This is a genomic window from Arthrobacter sp. TJ-58 (assembly GCF_058269295.1).
In genome coordinates this window covers 1-17885 of the sequence record NZ_JBZCNM010000009.1, presented here as the reverse complement: position 1 = coordinate 17885, position 17885 = coordinate 1, and the positions used below count along the sequence as shown (strand labels likewise).

Sequence of the window (17885 nt, the reverse complement as noted above, 5' to 3'; positions counted from 1 at the left end):
TGATGTGTCCCAGGCCGTCTACCGGTACGCGGTCAGCTCCCCGGGCTGGACGATCGAGGAGGCCTCTGAGGCGCTGGGCCTTACCACGCGCTCCATCCAGGGTGCCATCCGGGAGCTGGTCGACCGGTGCCTCTTGGTGCAGGCCAACGAAAACCAGCACAGTTACACCGCAGTCTCCCCCGACGTCGCCCTGGCTGAATTGGTGGACCCTGACGAACGGGCCCTCTTGGACCTGCGTTCGCGCATCGCAGCCAAGCGCCGCGAACTCGCGGGCCTGGTGCCGATTTTTGCCGAAGCAAGCCGCCAAGTGTCCACCGACGCCTCGGTGGAAGTTCTGGAAAATCCGGATCAGGTGCTGCGCATCCTGATCGAGTATGCCCGCTCGGCGTCCGAGAGCGTGCTCATGGCCCGCCCCGGGCAGGGCGCCACAGCTGATACTCAGGAGGAGAGCATCCAGAAGGATGTAGACCTGCTCCAACAGGGAATTGAACGCCGCACCCTCTATCACTCGAGCCTCCGCGACCACATGCCCACCCGGAAGGCCATCGAAATTGTCACGGCGGCCGGCGGGGAGTTCCGCACCCTGCCGCACATCCCTTTGCGGGCAGTCATTTTCGACCACAAGGTTGCCGTTGTTCCGCGCGCGAAGGACAGCCGGGACCGCGCTGGTCTGGTTGTCCGCGATCCTGACATCGTGCAGATGTTTGTCTACATGTTTGAATTCGCCTGGGAACTGGGCGAACCGTTCCTGACTAAGGATCCGGCGCCGGGCCAGCTCAACAGCACCCAGCGATCAATTCTTCGTGCTCTCGCCTCAGGACACCCGGATGAGGTGATTGCCCGCCGGATGGGCATCAGCGTACGGACGTGCCGTCGGCATATCGCGAAGATGCTGGAGGATCTCGGAGCCGGAAGCCGTTTCCAGGCCGGCGTGAAAGCCCACCGGGCAGGGTGGATTTAGGCAACGAATGTTGTCCCCAGGTGAACCTTGGGGGCTAGGATGTGGGGATGACTTTCGAGGAGACGGCCGTCACAGTCCTGACCGCCGAGACCCAGACGGCATTGGACCGGGCAGTTGCCTCGGCCCACCGCCATGATGCCCTGTTCTCCGACCGGGCCTTCCACATCAAGCAGTCGGCCGTCCGAGACGTCTTCGACATTTCCATCCGCCCCGGACTGATCTCCCTCGCCGGCGGAAGCCCCTATCTCCGGTCCCTTCCCCTGGAGGACCTGGGTGAATCGGTCCGGCGCATCGTTGCGGATCGGGGGCTGGAATCCCTGCAGTACGGCGCAGGTCAGGGCATGGAGGAGCTTCGTGTCCAGGCCTGCGAGGTCATGGCGGCGGAGGGCATCCACGACGCCGATCCCGCGGACATCGTCATCACCACCGGCTCCCAGTCCGCACAGGACGTAGCGGCCAAGGTTTTCTGCAACCCCGGAGATGTGGTGCTGTGCGAAGATCCCACCTACGTGGGGGCTCTCAACGCGTTCGAGGCCTATGAAGTGGACATGCAGGCCCTGCCGGTGGACAGCGAAGGACTCATTCCCGAGGCCCTGGAGGAACGAATCACCTCGCTGCGGGAGCAGGGAAAGACCATCAAAATGCTCTACACGATCCCGAGCTTCAACAATCCCAGCGGAGTGACCCTGGCCGCACACCGGCGCCCGCGCATTGTGGAAATCTGTGCCGCGGCGAACATCCTCATCCTGGAAGACAACCCGTACGGGATGCTGCGCTTTGACGGGCAGCCGCTCACTCCGCTGCGGGCCGGAAATCCGCACGATGTGCTGTACCTGGGATCTTTCTCCAAGATTTTCGCCCCCGGGGTCCGCGTCGGATGGGCACTGGTCCCCCGGCACCTGCACCGCCGCTTTTACCTGGCCTGCGAGGCTGTGGTGCTCTGCCCGTCCCCGCTGACCCAGATGCTGGTTTCCGCCTACCTGCGGGACTACGACTGGATGCAGCACATCAGGGATTCGCGGGTGCTGTACGCCTCGCGCTGCACTGCCATGCTCGCAGCTCTGGCCACGGAGCGGCCCGACGGCGTCACGTGGACGGTGCCCGACGGCGGCTTCTTCGTCTGGCTGAGCCTGCCCGGCGGCGTCGACACCTATCCCCTGCTCCAGGAGGCCATCGAGGCGGGCGTCGTCTTCATTCCGGGAGCCGCCTTTTCACCGTCGGACGAACCCTCCAACAAGCTCCGCCTGGCCTTCAGCGCAGTGTCGGAAGCGGACATTGCCGAAGGCGTGCGACGCCTCGCTCCTGTCCTGCGCCGTGCAGTGGAGCAAGCTGCGGGGTAACGGTTCCGCGGGTTACCGGTTTCTTCTGCGCCGTTCAAGGAACGGAAAAACCACGAGGAACAGGCCCAGGATAATCAGCAGCCGCCAGAAAGTCCCCAGCCCCGGGAAAAGTACGATCAGCAGGCTGGACACAACAAACGCCGCCACGAGCAGGATGAGTGTGCGCTTAAGGTCAATGGACGGACGGCCGCCCCGGCCCTGGGGCCCGCGAGGATTAGTCATAATTTCCGATCGTATCCGGACTGCCGGGGCCTAAGCAGCACCGGCAGCCCGGAAACGGTCCGCAGCAGGCTAATCGAGCAGCAGTGCCGGTTCCTCAAGGATTGAAGCGACGTCTGCGATGAACCTCGCGGAAAGGTCCCCGTCCACCACCCGGTGGTCAAAGGATCCGCCCAGGGTGGTTACCCAGCGCGGGACTACTTCGCCGTCCACGACCCAGGGCTTCTGCTTGATGGTTCCAAAGGCCACGATCGCAACCTCTCCGGGGTTGATAATCGGCGTTCCGGCATCAATTCCCAGCGCTCCGATGTTCGTGATCGTAAGGGTTCCGCCCCGCATGTTCTCCGGCGGGGTCTTCCCTTCCCGTGCGGTGGTTGCCAGGGAGTTCAGGGCGACCGCCAGCTCCTTCAGGGAGAGGTCCTGGGCGTCCTTAATATTCGGAACCATCAGGCCGCGGGGCGTGGCAGCGGCAATGCCGAGGTTCATGAAGTGCTTGACCAGGATCTCGTCGCCGGCCCAGGACGCGTTCACTGACGGATTGCGTGCGGCGGCCCAGATTACGGCCTTGGCCACGATCAGCAGCGGTGAGACTTTAATGCCCTCGAAATCCCGGGATGCCTTCAGCCGCTTGACGAATTCCATGGTCCGGGAGGCGTCCACATCCACGAAGATACTGGCGTGGGGGGCGGTAAATGCGCTCTCGACCATTGCCTTGGCAGTGGCCCGGCGTACGCCCTTGACCGGGATCCGCTCGATCCGCTGATCGGTGTGCGTTTGGGGCGCTGATCGGTTGGTGTCGCTGGCGTCCTGCGCGGAGGTACGCTGCGCGGAGTAGGTGAGCAGATCCTGCTTGGTCACCTCGCCGCTCGCTCCGGTGGCCGGAACGTCCGCCAGATTGATGCCGAGGTCCTTGGCAGCCTTGCGCACCGGCGGCTTGGCCAGGACGCGCTGGACGAGCCGGGTGAGCGCGTCCTGCACGACCGCCCCCGCAGCCTGCGGTGTCACAGCAGGGCGTGTCACAGCTTGCGGAGCGGCAGGCGCGGGTGTTGCTGCTGGTTCCGTCGGAGCCGCGTCCGGTCCGGCGGGCGGGCGGTTGGTCCGGGGACGCCGCTTCACGGCGTCGGCCTTGGGCCCGGTACCGGTAAGGGAAGCGCTGGGCTGTTCGTCGTCGCCCGCTGCCGCCGGAACGGGCGCGGGCGTCATGGGAGCTCCGGGCTGCTGGCCGGTTTCCTGCGCCGGGGAACCAGCCGCAACCGTAATGATCGGCGACCCGACGTCCACGGTCTGGCCCTCCTCCACGAGGAGCGCGGAGACGGTGCCTGCGTAGGGCGACGGCAGTTCCACCAGCGATTTCGCCGTCTCAATTTCGACGATGACATCATTGATCTCCACCGTGTCTCCGGCTTTGACCTTCCACTGGACAATGTCAGCCTCTGTCAGGCCTTCTCCCACGTCGGGAAGGTGGAAAGTTCTCTCAGTCATGGCTTCTCAATCTTTGTGGACGCATGGTGTGCTGCGGACGTGGGACGGGACCTTCGGTGCCGTTCAGTAGGCGAAGGACCGGTCCAGGGCGTCCATCAGTTTGTCAATATCCGGCAGGTAGTGCTCTTCGACCTTTGCCACCGGATACGGCATGTGGAACCCGCCGACGCGGATCACCGGCGCCTCCAAAGACAGGAAGGCGCGTTCAGTGACCCGGGCCGCGATTTCACCGCCGATGCCGCCGAACGTGGGTGCTTCATGGGTCACGATCAGGCGGCCGGTCTTCCGGACCGAATCGGTGACGGTGTCAAAATCGATGGGCGAGATGGAACGCAGGTCCACCACTTCAATGCTGCGCCCGTCCTCCTCCGCCGCTTTGGCCGCGGCCAGTGCGACCGGCACCAGCGGCCCGTAGGTGACGATGGTGGCATCAGTGCCCTCACGGAGCACATGTGCCGCGTAGGGATCCCCGGACGGCTTCCGCGTATCAACATCACCCTTGAGCCAGTAGCGGCGCTTGGGCTCAAAGACGATGACGGGATCCATGCCGGTCATCGCCTGCTGGATCATCCAATATGCGTCCTGGGGATTGGACGGCGTGAGGATCCGCAGCCCGGCGGTGTGAGCGAACAACGCTTCCGGCGATTCCGAATGGTGCTCAATGGAACCAATTCCGCCGCCGTAGGGAATCCGGATGATCACCGGGGCGGTCAGGGTACCTTCGCTGCGGGAATGCATCTTGGCCAGCTGGGTGGTGATCTGGTTAAACCCGGGGAACACAAAACCGTCAAACTGGATTTCGCACACCGGCCGGTAGCCGCGCAGCGCCAGGCCGATGGCCGTACCGATAATGCCGGACTCCGCCAGCGGGGTATCCATCACCCGGTCCGCCCCGAACTCTGCCTTGAGCCCCTCGGTCACGCGGTAGACGCCGCCGAGGTCTCCGATATCTTCGCCCATCAGCAGGGACTTGGGGTTTTCGGCCAGTCCAGCCCGCAGGCCGGCGTTGATGGCCTTGGCCATGGTCATGGTGCTCATGCGGTGGGCTCCTGGGAATCGGCGAAGCCGGCTTCATAGCGGCGGTGGAAGTCCAGTTCTTCCTGGATCAGCGGATGTGCCTCGGCGTAAACGTCAGTGAACGCATCAGTGAATCCGGGCGATGACATGGCCAGCACGTCCTCCCGAAGCTTGTCGGCCATGACCTGGCCGTCCTTGGCCACCGATTCAAAGAAGGAGTCATCGGCAAGGCCCGCGCTTCGCAGGTGCTTCTCCAGGCGGGTCAGCGGGTCACGGGAAACCCAGGCCTCTTCGTCGGCGCTCAGCCGATACTTTGTGGGGTCATCAGCGGTGGTGTGGGCACTCATGCGGTAGGTGAAGGCCTCGATCAGCACCGGCCCCTTGCCCGAGCGCGCGTGTTCGAGTGCCCATTTGGTTACTGCCCGGACGGCAACAACATCATTGCCGTCCACCCGGACGCCGGGGAAGCCGTAGCCCTTGGCACGGTTGGCCAGCGGGATCCGGGACTGCACCTCGGTGGGCACCGAGATGGCCCAGTGGTTGTTCTGGCAGAAGAAAACCACGGGCGCGTCATAGGAAGCTGCAAAGACCATTGCCTCGTGGACATCACCCTCGGAACTGGCGCCGTCGCCGAAATAGGCAACCGTGGCTGCTTCCGGGAGCTGCGGCTCCATCTTCCGGTCACGCGCCATGCCCATCGCATAACCGACGGCGTGGGGAACCTGGGCGGCCAGGACCAGCGTGTACAGGTGGAAATTAGCCTCCTTGGGATCCCAGCCGCCGTGGGAAACGCCGCGGAAGCGGCGCAGAAGCGAGGACAGCTCCAGCCCGCGGGTCATCGCCACACCGTGTTCCCGGTACGTGGGGAAGACGTAGTCCTGGGCCTGCAGGGCACGGCCGGAACCGATCTGTGCACCTTCCTGGCCTGTCATGGGGACCCACATCACCAGTTCGCCCTGGCGCTGCAAAGCCGTGGCTTCCTGATCAAAGCGGCGGATGGTGGACATATCCCGGTACAGTCCGCGGAGCTCCTCTGCGCCGAGGTCTGCAGCGTAAGGGCTGTACACATCGTCCTTCAGGAGTTCTCCCTCGGGGCTGAGCAACTGCACCATCTCCGGACGTGCTCCATCCCCGGCAGGGCCGGCGGCGGCTCCGCCCGCGGCGCTGCCGAGGTCAGCTCCGGGCAGGCCGAAGGAATCAGCGGCCTCCGTCCGGGCAGCCAGATGCTTCAGGTCCATACTTACTCCTCGCCGGGCCCAGATGACCTGCACCGCGCTAGATATATGCCCCACTGGGAATAGAACACCGGCAGGGCATATATGTGGAACGTTCTTCACTCAGCCTAACGAGCAGCGGCTCCCGGTCCGCACTTAGGACACGCTAGGAAACTAGGGGCCCCTTTGTATAAGTCGCACATAAAGCGAGGAATCGGGTGTTTGCCTCGTCCTCCCCGATGGTGACCCGAACGCCTTCGGAGCCAAAGGCCCGCACGGCGATGGCCTGCTGCTCCGCCAGCGCCGCAAACTCGGGGGTGTTGTCCCCCAGTTCCAGCCACACAAAGTTCCCCTGAGCCTCGGGAATCCGCCATCCGAGGGCCTTCAGGCCCTCAACCACCCGGGTCCGTTCAGCCACGAGTCCTTGTATTCTTTCCACAAGTTCGCCGTGGTGGCGCAGGGACACCACGGCGGCCGTTTCGGCCAATTGCGAGACGGCGAACGGGACAGCGGCAACGCGCAGGTACTGGGTCACGTGCGGATGTGACACGGAGTAGCCCACGCGCAGGCCGGCCAGTCCCGCGCCCTTGGAAAACGTGCGCAACACCACCACGTTGGAGTACTTGCGGTACATGTCGATGCCGTTCACGGCCTCCGGATCCCGGACAAAATCCTCGTACGCCTCATCGATTACCACGATCACGTCCGAGGGCACCTTTGCCAGGAAATCTTCAACCTGGACGGCGGTCAGGGCCGGACCGGTGGGGTTGTTGGGCGTGCACAGCAGGATCACACGTGTCCGGGGGGTTATGGCCGCGGCCATGGCCTCCAGGTCATGGGTTCCATCCGCGCGCAGCGGCACCTGGACACTGTCGGCGCCGGACAGGCCAACGCTGATGGGATAGGCCTCGAAGGACCGCCACGGGTAGATTACCTCGTCGGGAATGCCGAGCTCGTCCTGTCCGGCAAAGGTGGACAGCAGCTGGTTTAGCGCACCCAGGCTGCCGCCTCCGGTAACGATGTCCTCCGCAGGAATATCCAGGAAGGACGCGAGTTCAGTGCGGAGGGCTGTGGAGAGCGGATCCGGGTACCGGTTGATGTCCTGCCGGTTGCTGATGGCTTCGAGCACGGCAGGAAGCGGCGGAAACGGGTTCTCATTGGAAGACAGCTTGTAACTCTGCAGTCCGTCAATGCTGGCCGGCGGCTTACCCGCGGTGTAGCGGGGCAGCTTCGACATCACATTGCGGGGGAGAATCTCGGGTACCCGGACGTCAGCGGCGTGGGTGTCCTTTTCGGTGGTGGTCATAGACTTAACCCTAATAGCCTCCGGGGGCTTTCGTGATCTGGGCCACTCGAACTCGGGAATTGCCGGTGTGCCAGCATGGAGCCATGCGCTTCCTGATTCAGATCATCATTAATGCCCTTGCCCTCTATGTGGCCGCGTGGCTGGTTCCCGGCATCACGGTCATCGAAACGGGAGGCGCCGTCACGGGCAACCCCACCGTGGATGTTGTCCTGGCCTTCCTCTTCATTGGTTTGTTGTTCGGCATTGTCAACGCCCTCATCCGGCCGATCGTCAAACTCCTTACCCTGCCGCTGACCATCCTGACCCTTGGCCTTTTCACCATCATCATCAATGCGGGAATGCTGATGCTGACCTCCTGGCTGAGCAGTTACACGCCGGTTGACTTCAGTGTGGACTCCTTCTTCTGGACCGCCGTCCTGGCCTCGATCATCATCAGCCTGGTCTCTCTGGTGGCCGGTTCATTGACCGGCACCCGGCGGTAACGGATGCGCCTGGGGTGACGGCGAGGGTGTAGGCCGAGGCGCCGGCGCCGGCCTTGATGTCGCAGAAGGTCCGGGAGGGTGGCTGGGTTTCCTCGAGAACTTGAAGAGGCCACGCGTGGCGATCGACGCGGGCGGAATGATCTCCGCCAACGAGCCCAGGGACTCCCTCAGGGAAGGGTCTTGGCTGGCATCAGCTTCAGCGGCCAGTTCCAGGTACAAGTCCAAGTCGTGCGCCGGTCCGAGGCCGCCCCGGCTGCCTTCAGCCGGCGCAGGCTTCCGACCCGTCACCGTGATCCGGTCCGGCGTGTCAGGATTCATGGTTCCGTCCGTCCCCGGAACCCAATCCTGGTAATTCTCGAAATGCAGGACCGATACCCCGTCCGGCGTGCTCCTGTCCCCCGCCGGAGCGCCGGCCGTCACAATCATTTCAACGGAGAACTCACCGGACTCTCCCAGCCGGGCCCCCACATTCACTGCGTGAATCCCGCCCTGGCTGTAACCCACCAGGATCACCGCGTCATCCGCCGAGGCTCCCGCCAGCCGGAGCGATTCCGCCACGGCGTCGGCAATGAAACGACTGTCCTCGGCACGGCCCTCAGCGTTGCCGTAATTATCAAACGGGTTGGGTCCCACAAGAACATCCCCGGCGTCCTGGGTACCGGGCAGAGTGACAACGCGAACGCGCCGCGTGCCTGTTTGCACGGTCAGGATCTCCACGACGCCGCGATCCGGTCCGTCCAACAGCACCTTGGAGCGCTCCAGCAGGGCGCGTGCCGTACCACGCAGCTCAATATCCGCCTGCCCGCCCTGACCCCTGGTGACGTTGATGGGGCGAAGTTCTCCAAACCCGCGGCCCGCGAGCTGCTCCATTACCTTCTCTATGAGAAAGCCGTTGAACGGCGGAACCATCAGTTCGCTCTCTACCCGGTCGGGCAATCCGCTGCCGCCGCGCCGCCACATTTCCAAACCCGCCGGCGCGCCCGCCAGCCAGGCCAACCCCTCTGCCAGTCCTCCCTCAGCCTCCAGATAGTTCCGGGCAGCCTGGCGGAGATCGTCAGCCGCTTCCTCCACATCCCGTTTGTTCCGCGAAAGGTCTCTCAGAACAAGATCAGCCGCATCGGCGGCCTCCCGGGCAGAGGGATGCACGGGACTGGTGGTGCAGAGGAGCATGTACATGTCCCTGCATCCTGTCCGCAGCGATGACAGCTGAGCGGCAGACTGATCCAAGGTTCCCGCCACCGACTCCAGTTCCCGGTACTCCACGGTCAACCCGTGTGCGCCGCCCCGGACATGAATCCCCGGCACTGAATTGTCCTCGGCAGACCACTGGGACGGCATCTAGTGCGTCTCAGTTCCTGCGGCGCGGATTTTTTCCAGATGCCCCGAAACAGCGGCAGCACAAATCTTCAGATCCTCCAGCGTTCCCGCAAGGCTCTTGATGTGCCGGCTAAGGACCTCATCAAATTCCCGGGCCGCCGGAGAACGCCACTCCATCCTGCTGAGCGCCGGCAGGTCCTGTTTCATGCCCGCCAGTTTCTCCGCTGCCTCCGCCACATAGGCGGCAGCCTGTTCCGCCGCTTGAATATCACGCGGACTGGCCACCGGCTCCCCAAACATGTCCATCGATTCTCTCCATCCCTGACGCCGGAACACCCGTCCGCTGAATGCCGCTTCAGTTCTTTCATGCCGCGGTGCGCCACGGGCCACCCGGGCTTTCGCTGGGGAAAAACAACCCGATCTTCGCTCCGCGCAGGTTCTGTGGAGGACAAGCATGTTCCTGCCGGGAACGGACACAGCGGAACGGGGCCCGGGCCGGCAAGTCACAGAGCGGTCCCTCCCGCCGGAGCATGAAAGAATTGCGGCATGGCTGAATCCGCTGCACCCCGCGTCCCCCTTGCCTCCGTTACCCCCGCCATTGCCCTGGGCCCGTTGGATGGCCGGTACCGCGGCGTCACGGCTCCGCTGGTGGACTACCTGTCCGAAGCGGCCCTGAACCGCGACCGCACGCACGTGGAAGTGGAGTGGCTGATCCACCTCACCTCACATTCCGTCCTGCCGGGCACCTCGCCGCTGAGCGCCGAGCAGCAGGCCCAGCTGCGCGAAATTGTCTCCGGTTTCGACGGCAACTCAATTGCCGAGCTTGCCGAAATTGAGCAGGTGACCGTCCATGACGTCAAGGCCGTGGAGTACTACATCGGCCGCCGGCTGCCGGCGATCGGCATCGAGAACCTGACCTCCCTGGTGCACTTCGGCTGCACCTCGGAAGACATCAATAACCTCTCCTATGCACTGGGAGTCAAGGGTGCCGTCGAGAACGTATGGCACCCCGCAGCCCTCGACCTGGTGGACCGGATCACCGCCATGGCGGAGGAAACGCGTTCCGTTCCCATGCTTTCGCGCACGCACGGGCAGCCTGCCACCCCCACCACACTGGGCAAGGAACTGGCGGTGACGGCCCACCGGCTGACCCGCCAGCTGCACCGCATTGAAAAGACCGAATACCTGGGCAAGATCAACGGTGCCACCGGCACCTACGCCGCGCACTACGCCTCGGTGCCTGGTGCGGACTGGGAGCAGGTGGCCCGCAGCTTCGTGGAAGGCCTCGGCCTGACCTGGAACCCGCTGACCACCCAGATCGAATCCCATGACTGGCAGGCCGAGCTGTACGCGGACATTGCCCGCTTCAACCGGATCCTGCACAACTTCTGCACCGATGTGTGGAGCTACATTTCCATCGGCTATTTCAAGCAGATCCCCGTGGCCGGCGCTACCGGGTCCTCCACGATGCCGCATAAGGTCAACCCAATCCGCTTCGAGAACGCCGAAGCGAACCTGGAAATCTCCAACGGTCTGCTGGACACCCTGGCCTCCACTCTGGTGACCTCCCGCTGGCAGCGCGACCTCACCGATTCCTCCTCGCAGCGCAACATCGGCGTGGCCTTCGGCCACTCGGTGCTGGCGATTTCCAACGTGGTGAAGGGCCTGGAGCGCCTGGACGTCGCCGACGACGTGCTGGCCGCCGATCTGGACACCAACTGGGAGGTGCTCGGCGAAGCCATCCAGATGGTCATGCGGGCCGAGGCCATCGCCGGTGCTCCCGGTATGGACAACCCCTATGAGCGCCTGAAGGAACTGACCCGCGGACACAGGGTTGACGCGGATCGCATGCGTGAATTCGTTACCGGCCTGGGGCTGCCCGCCGAGGCCGAGGCCCGCCTGCTGGACCTCACTCCGGGCAAGTACATCGGCATTGCCGATTCCCTGGTGGACCACGTCACCAAATAGTCCAAAACGTACGACGACGGCGGGAGGCCGGGTTTTCCAACCCGGCCTCCCGCCGTCGTCGTTTGACGGTCCGGCGCCGTTATTGTGGGCCCATGACCGGTTTCCCGCAGCTGCTCCACACCGTTTTGGACACGCCCGATGTGAGGGGGCTGGCGGAGTCCTACCGCCAGCTGCTCGGGCTGCACTATCGCCACGGAGATGAACCCGCGCCGGACGGCGCACCCGGCGACGTCGACTGGCTGGTGCTGACCGACGCGCACGGCAACCGAAAACTCGCTTTTCAGCAGGCAAAACATCTTCGGCGAACCACGTGGCCCAGGCCTGATGTGCCGATGCAGATGCACCTCGACCTCACCGTTCCCGACCGTAAGACACTCGGAGACCAGCATTCCAGGGCACTCGCACTGGGGGCTGAACTTCTTTTCGACCGTACAAATGATTCCGATGAGCCGTTATATGTCTACGCCGACCCGGCCGGGCACCCGTTCTGCATCTTCGTCGCCTGAAGCAGACCCAAGATTAGTCCGCAGCAGCCAGCTGGCCGCAGGCGCCGTCGATCTCCTTGCCGCGGGTGTCGCGCAGGGTGGTGGGGATGCCGGCGTCGATCAGGCGGTTGATGAACTCGCGGGTCACGTGCGGTTCCGGCGAGGTCCAGATGGAACCCGGCGTGGGGTTCAGCGGAATCGGATTCACGTGCACCCAGCCGCGGCCCCGGGCGTTGAGCTTCTTGGCCAGCAGGTCCGCGCGCCACGGATGATCGTTCATGTCCTTGATCAGCGCGTACTCGATCGAGACGCGGCGGCCGGTGACGCGGTAGTAGTTGTACGCGGCGTCCAGAGCCTCGTCCACCTTCCAGCGGCTGTTGACCGGGATCAGCTCGTCACGCAGCTCGTCATCCGGAGCATGCAGGCTCAGCGCGAACGTGACCGGGATGTTCTCCTCGGCCAGCTTGTTGATTGCCGGCACCAGGCCCACGGTGGAAACGGTGATGTTGCGGGCGCTCATGCCCAGGCCCTCGGGAACCTCGGCGGCCATCCGGTGCACGGCATTCATCACGCGCTTGTAGTTGGCCAGCGGCTCGCCCATGCCCATGAAGACAATGTTGGTGACGCGCTCGGCGTCGTGCCCGCCGTCGCGGCGCTTGCCGCCCAGGCCGCCTTCCTTGATCACCCGGTTGGCCTGGACAATCTGGTCCAGGATTTCCGCGGTGGACATGTTCCGGGTCAGGCCGGCCTGGCCGGTGGCGCAGAACGGGCAGTTCATGCCGCAGCCGCACTGGCTTGAGACACACAGGGTGATCCGGCCGGGGTAGCGCATCAGCACGGACTCAACCAGCGAACCGTCAAAGAGGCGCCAGAGGAACTTGATGGTGTCGCCGTTGTCCGTGGTGAGCCGCTTCACTTCGGTCAGCAGCGTGGGGAACATTTCCTTCACCAAATCATCGCGGCGCTCCTTGGGGAGGTCGCTCATGGCTTCGGGGTCCGTGGTGTAGTGCTGGAAGTAGTGCACCGAGAGCTGCTTGGCGCGGAAGGCCGGCAGGCCCAGTTCCTTGAGCTTGGCCTGGCGCTCGGGCAGCGTCATATCGGCCAGATGGGCCGGAGGCTGGGAAACACGCGGCGACTTGAACTGAAGCAGAGGACGGCCGTCGGGCTCCTTGGCCTGTTCCCAGCCCTCAGTGGCGGGCCGAACCTGCGTTTTCCGTGCCTGCAGCTGGGCCTTGGAGGTGCCAACCGGCTTGGACGGGGTTGCGGGGGAAGTTTCAAGGGAAGTCATCCCTTCTATTTTTGCACGCATCCGCATTCTCCGCTTTCTGTTAGCCCACTTGGCACGATGCTGAAACACCGCTGAAACCGCCTGCTCCTAGATTGAAGGAAATGCCCGCTCCGGCACGCCCCCAGTAGGAGGTCTCCATGCTTGCCGACCAGCCACCGCACCTCACCATCCGCGAGGTGCCCTGGAGCAATCCCGTAGGCGCCGATCTGCGCGCTGCCCAGCAGGCGGAACTGGATGCACGGTTCGGGTCCTTTGACCATGAACCGGACCCGCCGTCCGCCGAGGATACCGCCGTGTTCCTCGTCGCCTATGACAAGAGTTCCGGCCAGCCGCTGGGCTGCGGAGGGCTGCGGCAGCTGGATGACAGGACTGCTGAAATCAAACGGATCTACGTCCTGCCGTACGCCCGGGGATCCGGGGTGGCCACCGCCGTGCTGACTGCCCTCGAGTACCGGGCCCGGGCCGCCGGCTACGCAGTCATCACGGCCGAAGCAGGGTCGGCCCAGCCGGACGGACGGCGGTTCTACCAGCACGGCGGCTACACGGTGGTGCCTAACTTCGGCCCCTACACCGAGTTGGAGGACTCGGTGTGCTTTGCGAAGACCATTGGCCCTGGCCGCTATCCGCCGGACTCACCCGCCGCCGCGGCCCGTAACCGGATGACCCGGGACTGAAAGGAGCTCAGTAGGTGATGCGGCTCTCCGTGGCGGTCCAGGCGTCAAACGGCGAAGTGGCCGCAACCTCGTGCGGCTCCAGCTGCGTCACCTGCAGGGACCGGTCCGCCACCGGAGTCTCGAAGTACTCATAGAACACGGCGTCGTCGAACCCGGCGCGGGCGGCGTCGTGCCGGTCCGCCGCAAAGACCACCCGGTCCAGCCGTGCCCACAGGGACGAGGCGAGGCACATGGGGCAGGGTTCGCAGCTGCTGTACAGGACAGCACCGCTGAGGTCATGGGTTCCCAGGCCCGCTCCGGCAGCACGGATGGCGGTAACTTCGGCATGCGCCGTGGGGTCATGGTTGGCCGTTACCCGGTTCACGCCCTCAAACACCCGTCCGTCCGGGGTGACGACGACGGCGCCAAACGGTCCGCCGCTTTTGGCCACATTGGCGGTGGCCAGGCTAACGGCACGGTCAAGGTATTCGGCGTCGGTGGTGGTCATGCGTATCTCCTTGGATGCGGATAACCGGCGGCTGCCGCCGGCTCGGCCAGGTAGATAGCACCCGGAGGTGCCCGCCTTCGGCAGAACAAGGCTAGCACCCGGACGCACTGCTGCATCGGATGCCGCCCGCCGCTGCTCCGGGTTGAGAACTCTGGACTGAGGGGCGCCCGTGTGGGAGCGTACAGGGACAGGCTTGGGCGCTCCGGTTGCTGTGTCCGCCCGGCCGATAAGCCAAAGTGGTGCGATCGATTCCGGGAGGAACCCCCGATGGAACGCATGATTTTTCCGAACCTCGCCGTCATGGATCTGGCCAAATCAACGCAGTTTTACCGGGGGCTGGGATTTGTTGAGAACCCGGAGTTCAGCAATGAAGACGCTACCGCGATGGTCATTTCCGACACCATTGTTGTCATGCTGCTGAGACAGGACTTCTTTCAGAAGTTCCTTCCCGAAGGAGACAGGCCGCATCTGCGGGCTGCCGGCAAGGAAGTCCTCAACTGCCTGAGCTGCGATTCACGCGAAGAAGTGGATGCCTTCCTTGAAAACTGCACCAAGAGCGGCGGGGCCGTTTTCCAGCCGGCCCGGGAACAGATGCCGGGCATGTATTCCGGGGCGGGCACAGACCCGGACGGACACGTCTGGGAATTCATGTGGATGGATCCGTCCATCCCCGAATAGAACCGGCAGAGCATGGAAGGCACCGTTTGTATCCCGTCATTTATCCGCATCTCCGGGTGGCCGATCTGGACCGGTCCACCGGCTTTTACATGGGCCTGGGATTTTCCCTTGATGAAAGGCTCACCACTGCTGACATGTCGGCCCTGAACATCTCCGCCGCTATTGTCCTGGTCCTTCTGCCCCGGCCCGTGGGCCAGGGCACCCGCACCGCACTGGCCTTTCCCACCCGCAGCGACGTGGATGAGATTCTCGCGGCCTGCCATGCCAACGGCGGAACGGTGACTTCCCGCGCCCGGGTCCGGGCCAAGGGCGTCTATCTGGGAACGGCTGCGGATCCGGACGGGCACCTCTGGGATTTTTTGTGCCGGGACGCCGAACCATTGGAGGCGAACCTGTAGCCTCAGGCAGAACCACTGACTCATCAGAAGAAACGGCACGGCCATGGCCATAAGTTCAGGAACCGCAGCAGAAACGGGACGCGGGTCCCCGCACGCGGCGGACACCCAAGATGTAATCCGGGTCCGGGGAGCGCGGGAGAACAACCTCCGGGACATCAGCGTTGAGATCCCCAAGCGCCGTCTGACTGCATTTACCGGCGTCTCCGGCTCCGGTAAGAGCTCGCTGGTTTTCAGCACCATTGCGGCCGAGTCCCAGCGGCTGATCAATGAAACCTACAGCGCATTTGTGCAGGGGTTCATGCCTAACCTGGCCCGGCCGGACGTGGATCTGTTGGAGGGTCTCACCACGGCCATCATCGTGGACCAGGAACGGATGGGAGCCAACCCGCGCTCCACGGTGGGCACCGCCACGGACGCCAATGCCATGCTGCGGATCGTCTTCAGCCGGCTGGGCCAGCCTCAGATCGGCTCACCCAACGCCTACTCGTTTAACGTCCCCTCGGTAAAAGCCAGCGGAGCCATCACCGTGGAACGCGGCGGCAGGACCAAGGCGGAGAAGGCCACCTATAACCGGCTTGGCGGCATGTGTCCGCGCTGCGAAGGCATGGGTTCAGTAAGCGACTTCGACCTGACCGCTCTCTATGACAGCAGCAAGTCCCTGAACGAGGGCGCGCTCACCATCCCGGGGTACAGCATGGACGGCTGGTACGGCCGCATCTACAGGGGCACCGGATACTTCGACCCGGACAAGCCGATTGCCAGGTTCAGCAAGCGGGAACTGCATGACCTGCTTTACAAGGAGCCCACCAAGATCAAGGTGGAGGGCATCAACCTGACCTATGAGGGGCTGATCCCCAAGATCTCCAAGTCCATGCTGTCCAAGGATCCGGAGGCCATGCAGCCGCACATCCGCGCCTTTGTGGACCGCGCCATCACGTTCAGCGTCTGTCCCGAATGTGACGGAACCCGGCTCAGCGCCGAGGCCCGCTCCTCCAAAATCAACGGCAAGAACATTGCCCAGGCATGCGCCCTGCAAATCACCGACCTCGCGGAATGGCTCCGCACCCTTCACGAACCGTCAGTGGCGCCGCTGCTGGCCGGGCTGCAGCACCTGCTGGACTCCTTTGCCGAGATCGGCCTGGGCTACCTCAGCCTCGACCGGCCCTCGGGCACCCTGTCCGGCGGGGAGTCCCAGCGCACCAAGATGATCCGCCACCTCGGATCTTCACTCACGGACGTCACCTATGTCTTCGACGAACCGACCGTGGGCCTGCACCCGCACGACATTGAGCGGATGAACCGGCTGCTCCTGCAGCTGCGGGACAAGGGCAACACGGTGCTCGTCGTCGAGCACAAACCCGAAACCATTGCCATTGCCGACCACGTAATCGATCTGGGCCCGGGGGCCGGGAGCGACGGCGGTATGGTCTGTTTTGAGGGCACCGTCGAGGACCTGCGCGGCAGCGGAACCGTCACCGGGAACCACCTCGATGACCGCGCCCGGCTGAAGGACACGGTGCGCTCCCCTGCCGGCGTTCTGGAGGTCCGGGGAGCTGCGGATAACAACCTCCAAAACGTCGACGTCGACATTCCCCTCGGCGTGTTCTGCGTCCTGACAGGGGTGGCGGGCTCCGGAAAAAGTTCCCTGGTGCAGGGATCGGTGGCCAGACGGGACGGCGTCGTCGTCATTGACCAGGGTGCGATCAAAGGGTCCCGGCGGAGCAACCCGGCTACCTATACCGGCCTGCTGGAACCGATCCGCAAGGCCTTCGCGAAAGCCAACGGTGTTAAACCGGCCCTGTTCAGCTCCAATTCCGAGGGCGCCTGCCCGGTCTGCAACGGTGCCGGCGTAATTTTCACTGATTTGGGAGTGATGGCCACCGTGGAATCCGTCTGCGAAGAATGCGGCGGCAAGCGGTTCCAGGCGGCCGTGCTGGAGTACACCCTGGGCGGCAGGAGCATTGCCCGGGTGCTGGAGATGACGGTGGCCGAGGCCGGGGACTTCTTCGCCGGCAACGGGGAAGCTCCCCTGCCGGCGGCGCATAAGGTCCTGGTCCGGCTTGCGGACGTCGGCCTGGGCTACCTGCGCCTGGGCCAGCCGCTCACCACGCTTTCGGGCGGCGAGCGCCAGCGCCTGAAGCTGGCGGCCCAGATGGCTGAAAAGGGCACCGTCTACGTCCTCGACGAGCCCACCACCGGCCTGCACCTGGCGGACGTGAACCAGCTGCTGGGCCTGCTGGACCGGCTGGTCGATTCCGGCAAATCGGTGGTTGTCATTGAGCACCACCAAGCCGTGATGGCGCACGCAGACTGGATCATCGATCTGGGTCCGGGGGCCGGGCACGACGGCGGCCGGATCGTTTTCGAGGGCACCCCCGCGGACCTCGCGGCCGGCAGGTCCACACTGACCGGCCGGCATCTGGCCGCCTATGTCGGCGCCTGAGGGCTAGCTGTAACTCTTACGGTGGTTGTGAACGGCGTGGCAAGAGTTAAATAGGCGAGGGTCTCCGGTTCGATATGGGTTACCACACTCGTATCGGCCAACGGAGACCCTCGTGACCCACGCTAA

The 17885-nt window shown here is 64.3% G+C and carries 18 protein-coding genes; 9 read left to right on the top strand and 9 right to left on the bottom strand.

Translation table 11 applies throughout. The annotated features are described in order from the left end of the window. Positions 1–4 precede the first annotated feature (4 nt). Both AC4D2W_RS16870 and AC4D2W_RS16865 read left to right on the top strand, forming a co-directional pair. Positions 5–961, top strand: coding sequence for a helix-turn-helix transcriptional regulator (locus tag AC4D2W_RS16870; protein ID WP_490928154.1), 957 nt, complete (start codon positions 5–7; stop codon positions 959–961). Between the two features lie 47 nt (positions 962–1008). Beyond that, positions 1009–2301 (top strand): aminotransferase-like domain-containing protein, encoded by a 1293-nt coding sequence (locus AC4D2W_RS16865; protein WP_490928073.1) that lies wholly within the window; start codon positions 1009–1011, stop codon positions 2299–2301. A 12-nt stretch (positions 2302–2313) separates the two neighbouring features. Here AC4D2W_RS16865 and AC4D2W_RS16860 read toward each other — a convergent pair whose 3' ends face one another. From AC4D2W_RS16860 to AC4D2W_RS16840, 5 genes are all read right to left on the bottom strand, one after another. Then, the gene (locus AC4D2W_RS16860; protein WP_490928072.1) at positions 2314–2523 is read right to left on the bottom strand and encodes a hypothetical protein; all 210 of its coding nucleotides are present in this window, start codon (positions 2521–2523) and stop codon (positions 2314–2316) included. Between the two features lie 69 nt (positions 2524–2592). Beyond that, positions 2593–4002: a dihydrolipoamide acetyltransferase family protein gene (locus AC4D2W_RS16855; RefSeq protein ID WP_490928071.1), complete on the bottom strand. Its 1410-nt coding sequence runs from the start codon at positions 4000–4002 to the stop codon at positions 2593–2595. Between the two features lie 63 nt (positions 4003–4065). Further along, positions 4066–5040 carry an alpha-ketoacid dehydrogenase subunit beta gene (locus AC4D2W_RS16850; protein ID WP_490928070.1) on the bottom strand — a complete coding sequence of 325 codons (975 nt, stop codon included), beginning with the start codon at positions 5038–5040 and terminating at the stop codon, positions 4066–4068. Further along, positions 5037–6257, bottom strand: a complete 1221-nt coding sequence (gene pdhA, locus AC4D2W_RS16845; RefSeq protein WP_490928068.1) for a pyruvate dehydrogenase (acetyl-transferring) E1 component subunit alpha — start codon at positions 6255–6257, stop codon at positions 5037–5039. The genes AC4D2W_RS16850 and pdhA overlap by 4 nt, the downstream gene beginning before the upstream one ends. A gap of 142 nt (positions 6258–6399) precedes the next feature. Next, a complete protein-coding gene (locus AC4D2W_RS16840) occupies positions 6400–7539 on the bottom strand; it encodes a histidinol-phosphate transaminase (protein ID WP_490928067.1) in 1140 nt (379 codons plus the stop codon). 83 nt (positions 7540–7622) lie between these two features. Between AC4D2W_RS16840 and AC4D2W_RS16835 the strand changes: the two genes are divergently transcribed. Further along, the gene (locus tag AC4D2W_RS16835; RefSeq protein WP_490928066.1) at positions 7623–8021 is read left to right on the top strand and encodes a phage holin family protein; all 399 of its coding nucleotides are present in this window, start codon (positions 7623–7625) and stop codon (positions 8019–8021) included. Here the strand turns inward: AC4D2W_RS16835 and AC4D2W_RS16830 are convergent. After that, a complete protein-coding gene (locus AC4D2W_RS16830; RefSeq protein ID WP_490928065.1) occupies positions 7998–9197 on the bottom strand; it encodes a hypothetical protein in 1200 nt (399 codons plus the stop codon). The genes AC4D2W_RS16835 and AC4D2W_RS16830 overlap by 24 nt on opposite strands. Positions 9198–9359: 162 nt before the next feature. Continuing rightward, positions 9360–9794: a hypothetical protein gene (locus AC4D2W_RS16825; protein ID WP_490928064.1), complete on the bottom strand. Its 435-nt coding sequence runs from the start codon at positions 9792–9794 to the stop codon at positions 9360–9362. Positions 9795–9884: 90 nt separating this feature from the next. Here AC4D2W_RS16825 and purB point away from each other — a divergent pair, with 90 nt between their 5' ends. Next, on the top strand, positions 9885–11306 hold the full coding sequence (gene purB, locus AC4D2W_RS16820) for an adenylosuccinate lyase (protein ID WP_490928062.1): 1422 nt from the start codon (positions 9885–9887) through the stop codon (positions 11304–11306). A gap of 92 nt (positions 11307–11398) precedes the next feature. Further along, entirely contained in the window at positions 11399–11812 is a 414-nt protein-coding gene (locus AC4D2W_RS16815) for a VOC family protein (RefSeq protein WP_490928061.1), read from the top strand. A gap of 13 nt (positions 11813–11825) precedes the next feature. Here AC4D2W_RS16815 and rlmN read toward each other — a convergent pair whose 3' ends face one another. Then, complete coding sequence (gene rlmN / locus AC4D2W_RS16810) at positions 11826–13079, bottom strand: dual-specificity RNA methyltransferase RlmN (protein ID WP_400930448.1); 1254 nt, start codon at positions 13077–13079, stop codon at positions 11826–11828. Positions 13080–13216: 137 nt separating this feature from the next. Here rlmN and AC4D2W_RS16805 point away from each other — a divergent pair, with 137 nt between their 5' ends. Next, positions 13217–13753, top strand: coding sequence for a GNAT family N-acetyltransferase (locus tag AC4D2W_RS16805; RefSeq protein WP_490928060.1), 537 nt, complete (start codon positions 13217–13219; stop codon positions 13751–13753). A 7-nt stretch (positions 13754–13760) separates the two neighbouring features. Here AC4D2W_RS16805 and AC4D2W_RS16800 read toward each other — a convergent pair whose 3' ends face one another. After that, the gene (locus AC4D2W_RS16800) at positions 13761–14240 is read right to left on the bottom strand and encodes a nucleoside deaminase (RefSeq protein WP_490928059.1); all 480 of its coding nucleotides are present in this window, start codon (positions 14238–14240) and stop codon (positions 13761–13763) included. A 267-nt stretch (positions 14241–14507) separates the two neighbouring features. Between AC4D2W_RS16800 and AC4D2W_RS16795 the strand changes: the two genes are divergently transcribed. From AC4D2W_RS16795 to AC4D2W_RS16785, 3 genes are read left to right on the top strand one after another with little or no spacing between them, the layout of a single operon-like run. Continuing rightward, positions 14508–14918, top strand: a complete 411-nt coding sequence (locus AC4D2W_RS16795) for a VOC family protein (RefSeq protein ID WP_490928057.1) — start codon at positions 14508–14510, stop codon at positions 14916–14918. Positions 14919–14944: 26 nt separating this feature from the next. Continuing rightward, positions 14945–15316: a VOC family protein gene (locus AC4D2W_RS16790; RefSeq protein WP_490928056.1), complete on the top strand. Its 372-nt coding sequence runs from the start codon at positions 14945–14947 to the stop codon at positions 15314–15316. A 43-nt stretch (positions 15317–15359) separates the two neighbouring features. Beyond that, positions 15360–17759, top strand: coding sequence for an ATP-binding cassette domain-containing protein (locus tag AC4D2W_RS16785; RefSeq protein WP_490928055.1), 2400 nt, complete (start codon positions 15360–15362; stop codon positions 17757–17759). Positions 17760–17885: the final 126 nt, after the last annotated feature.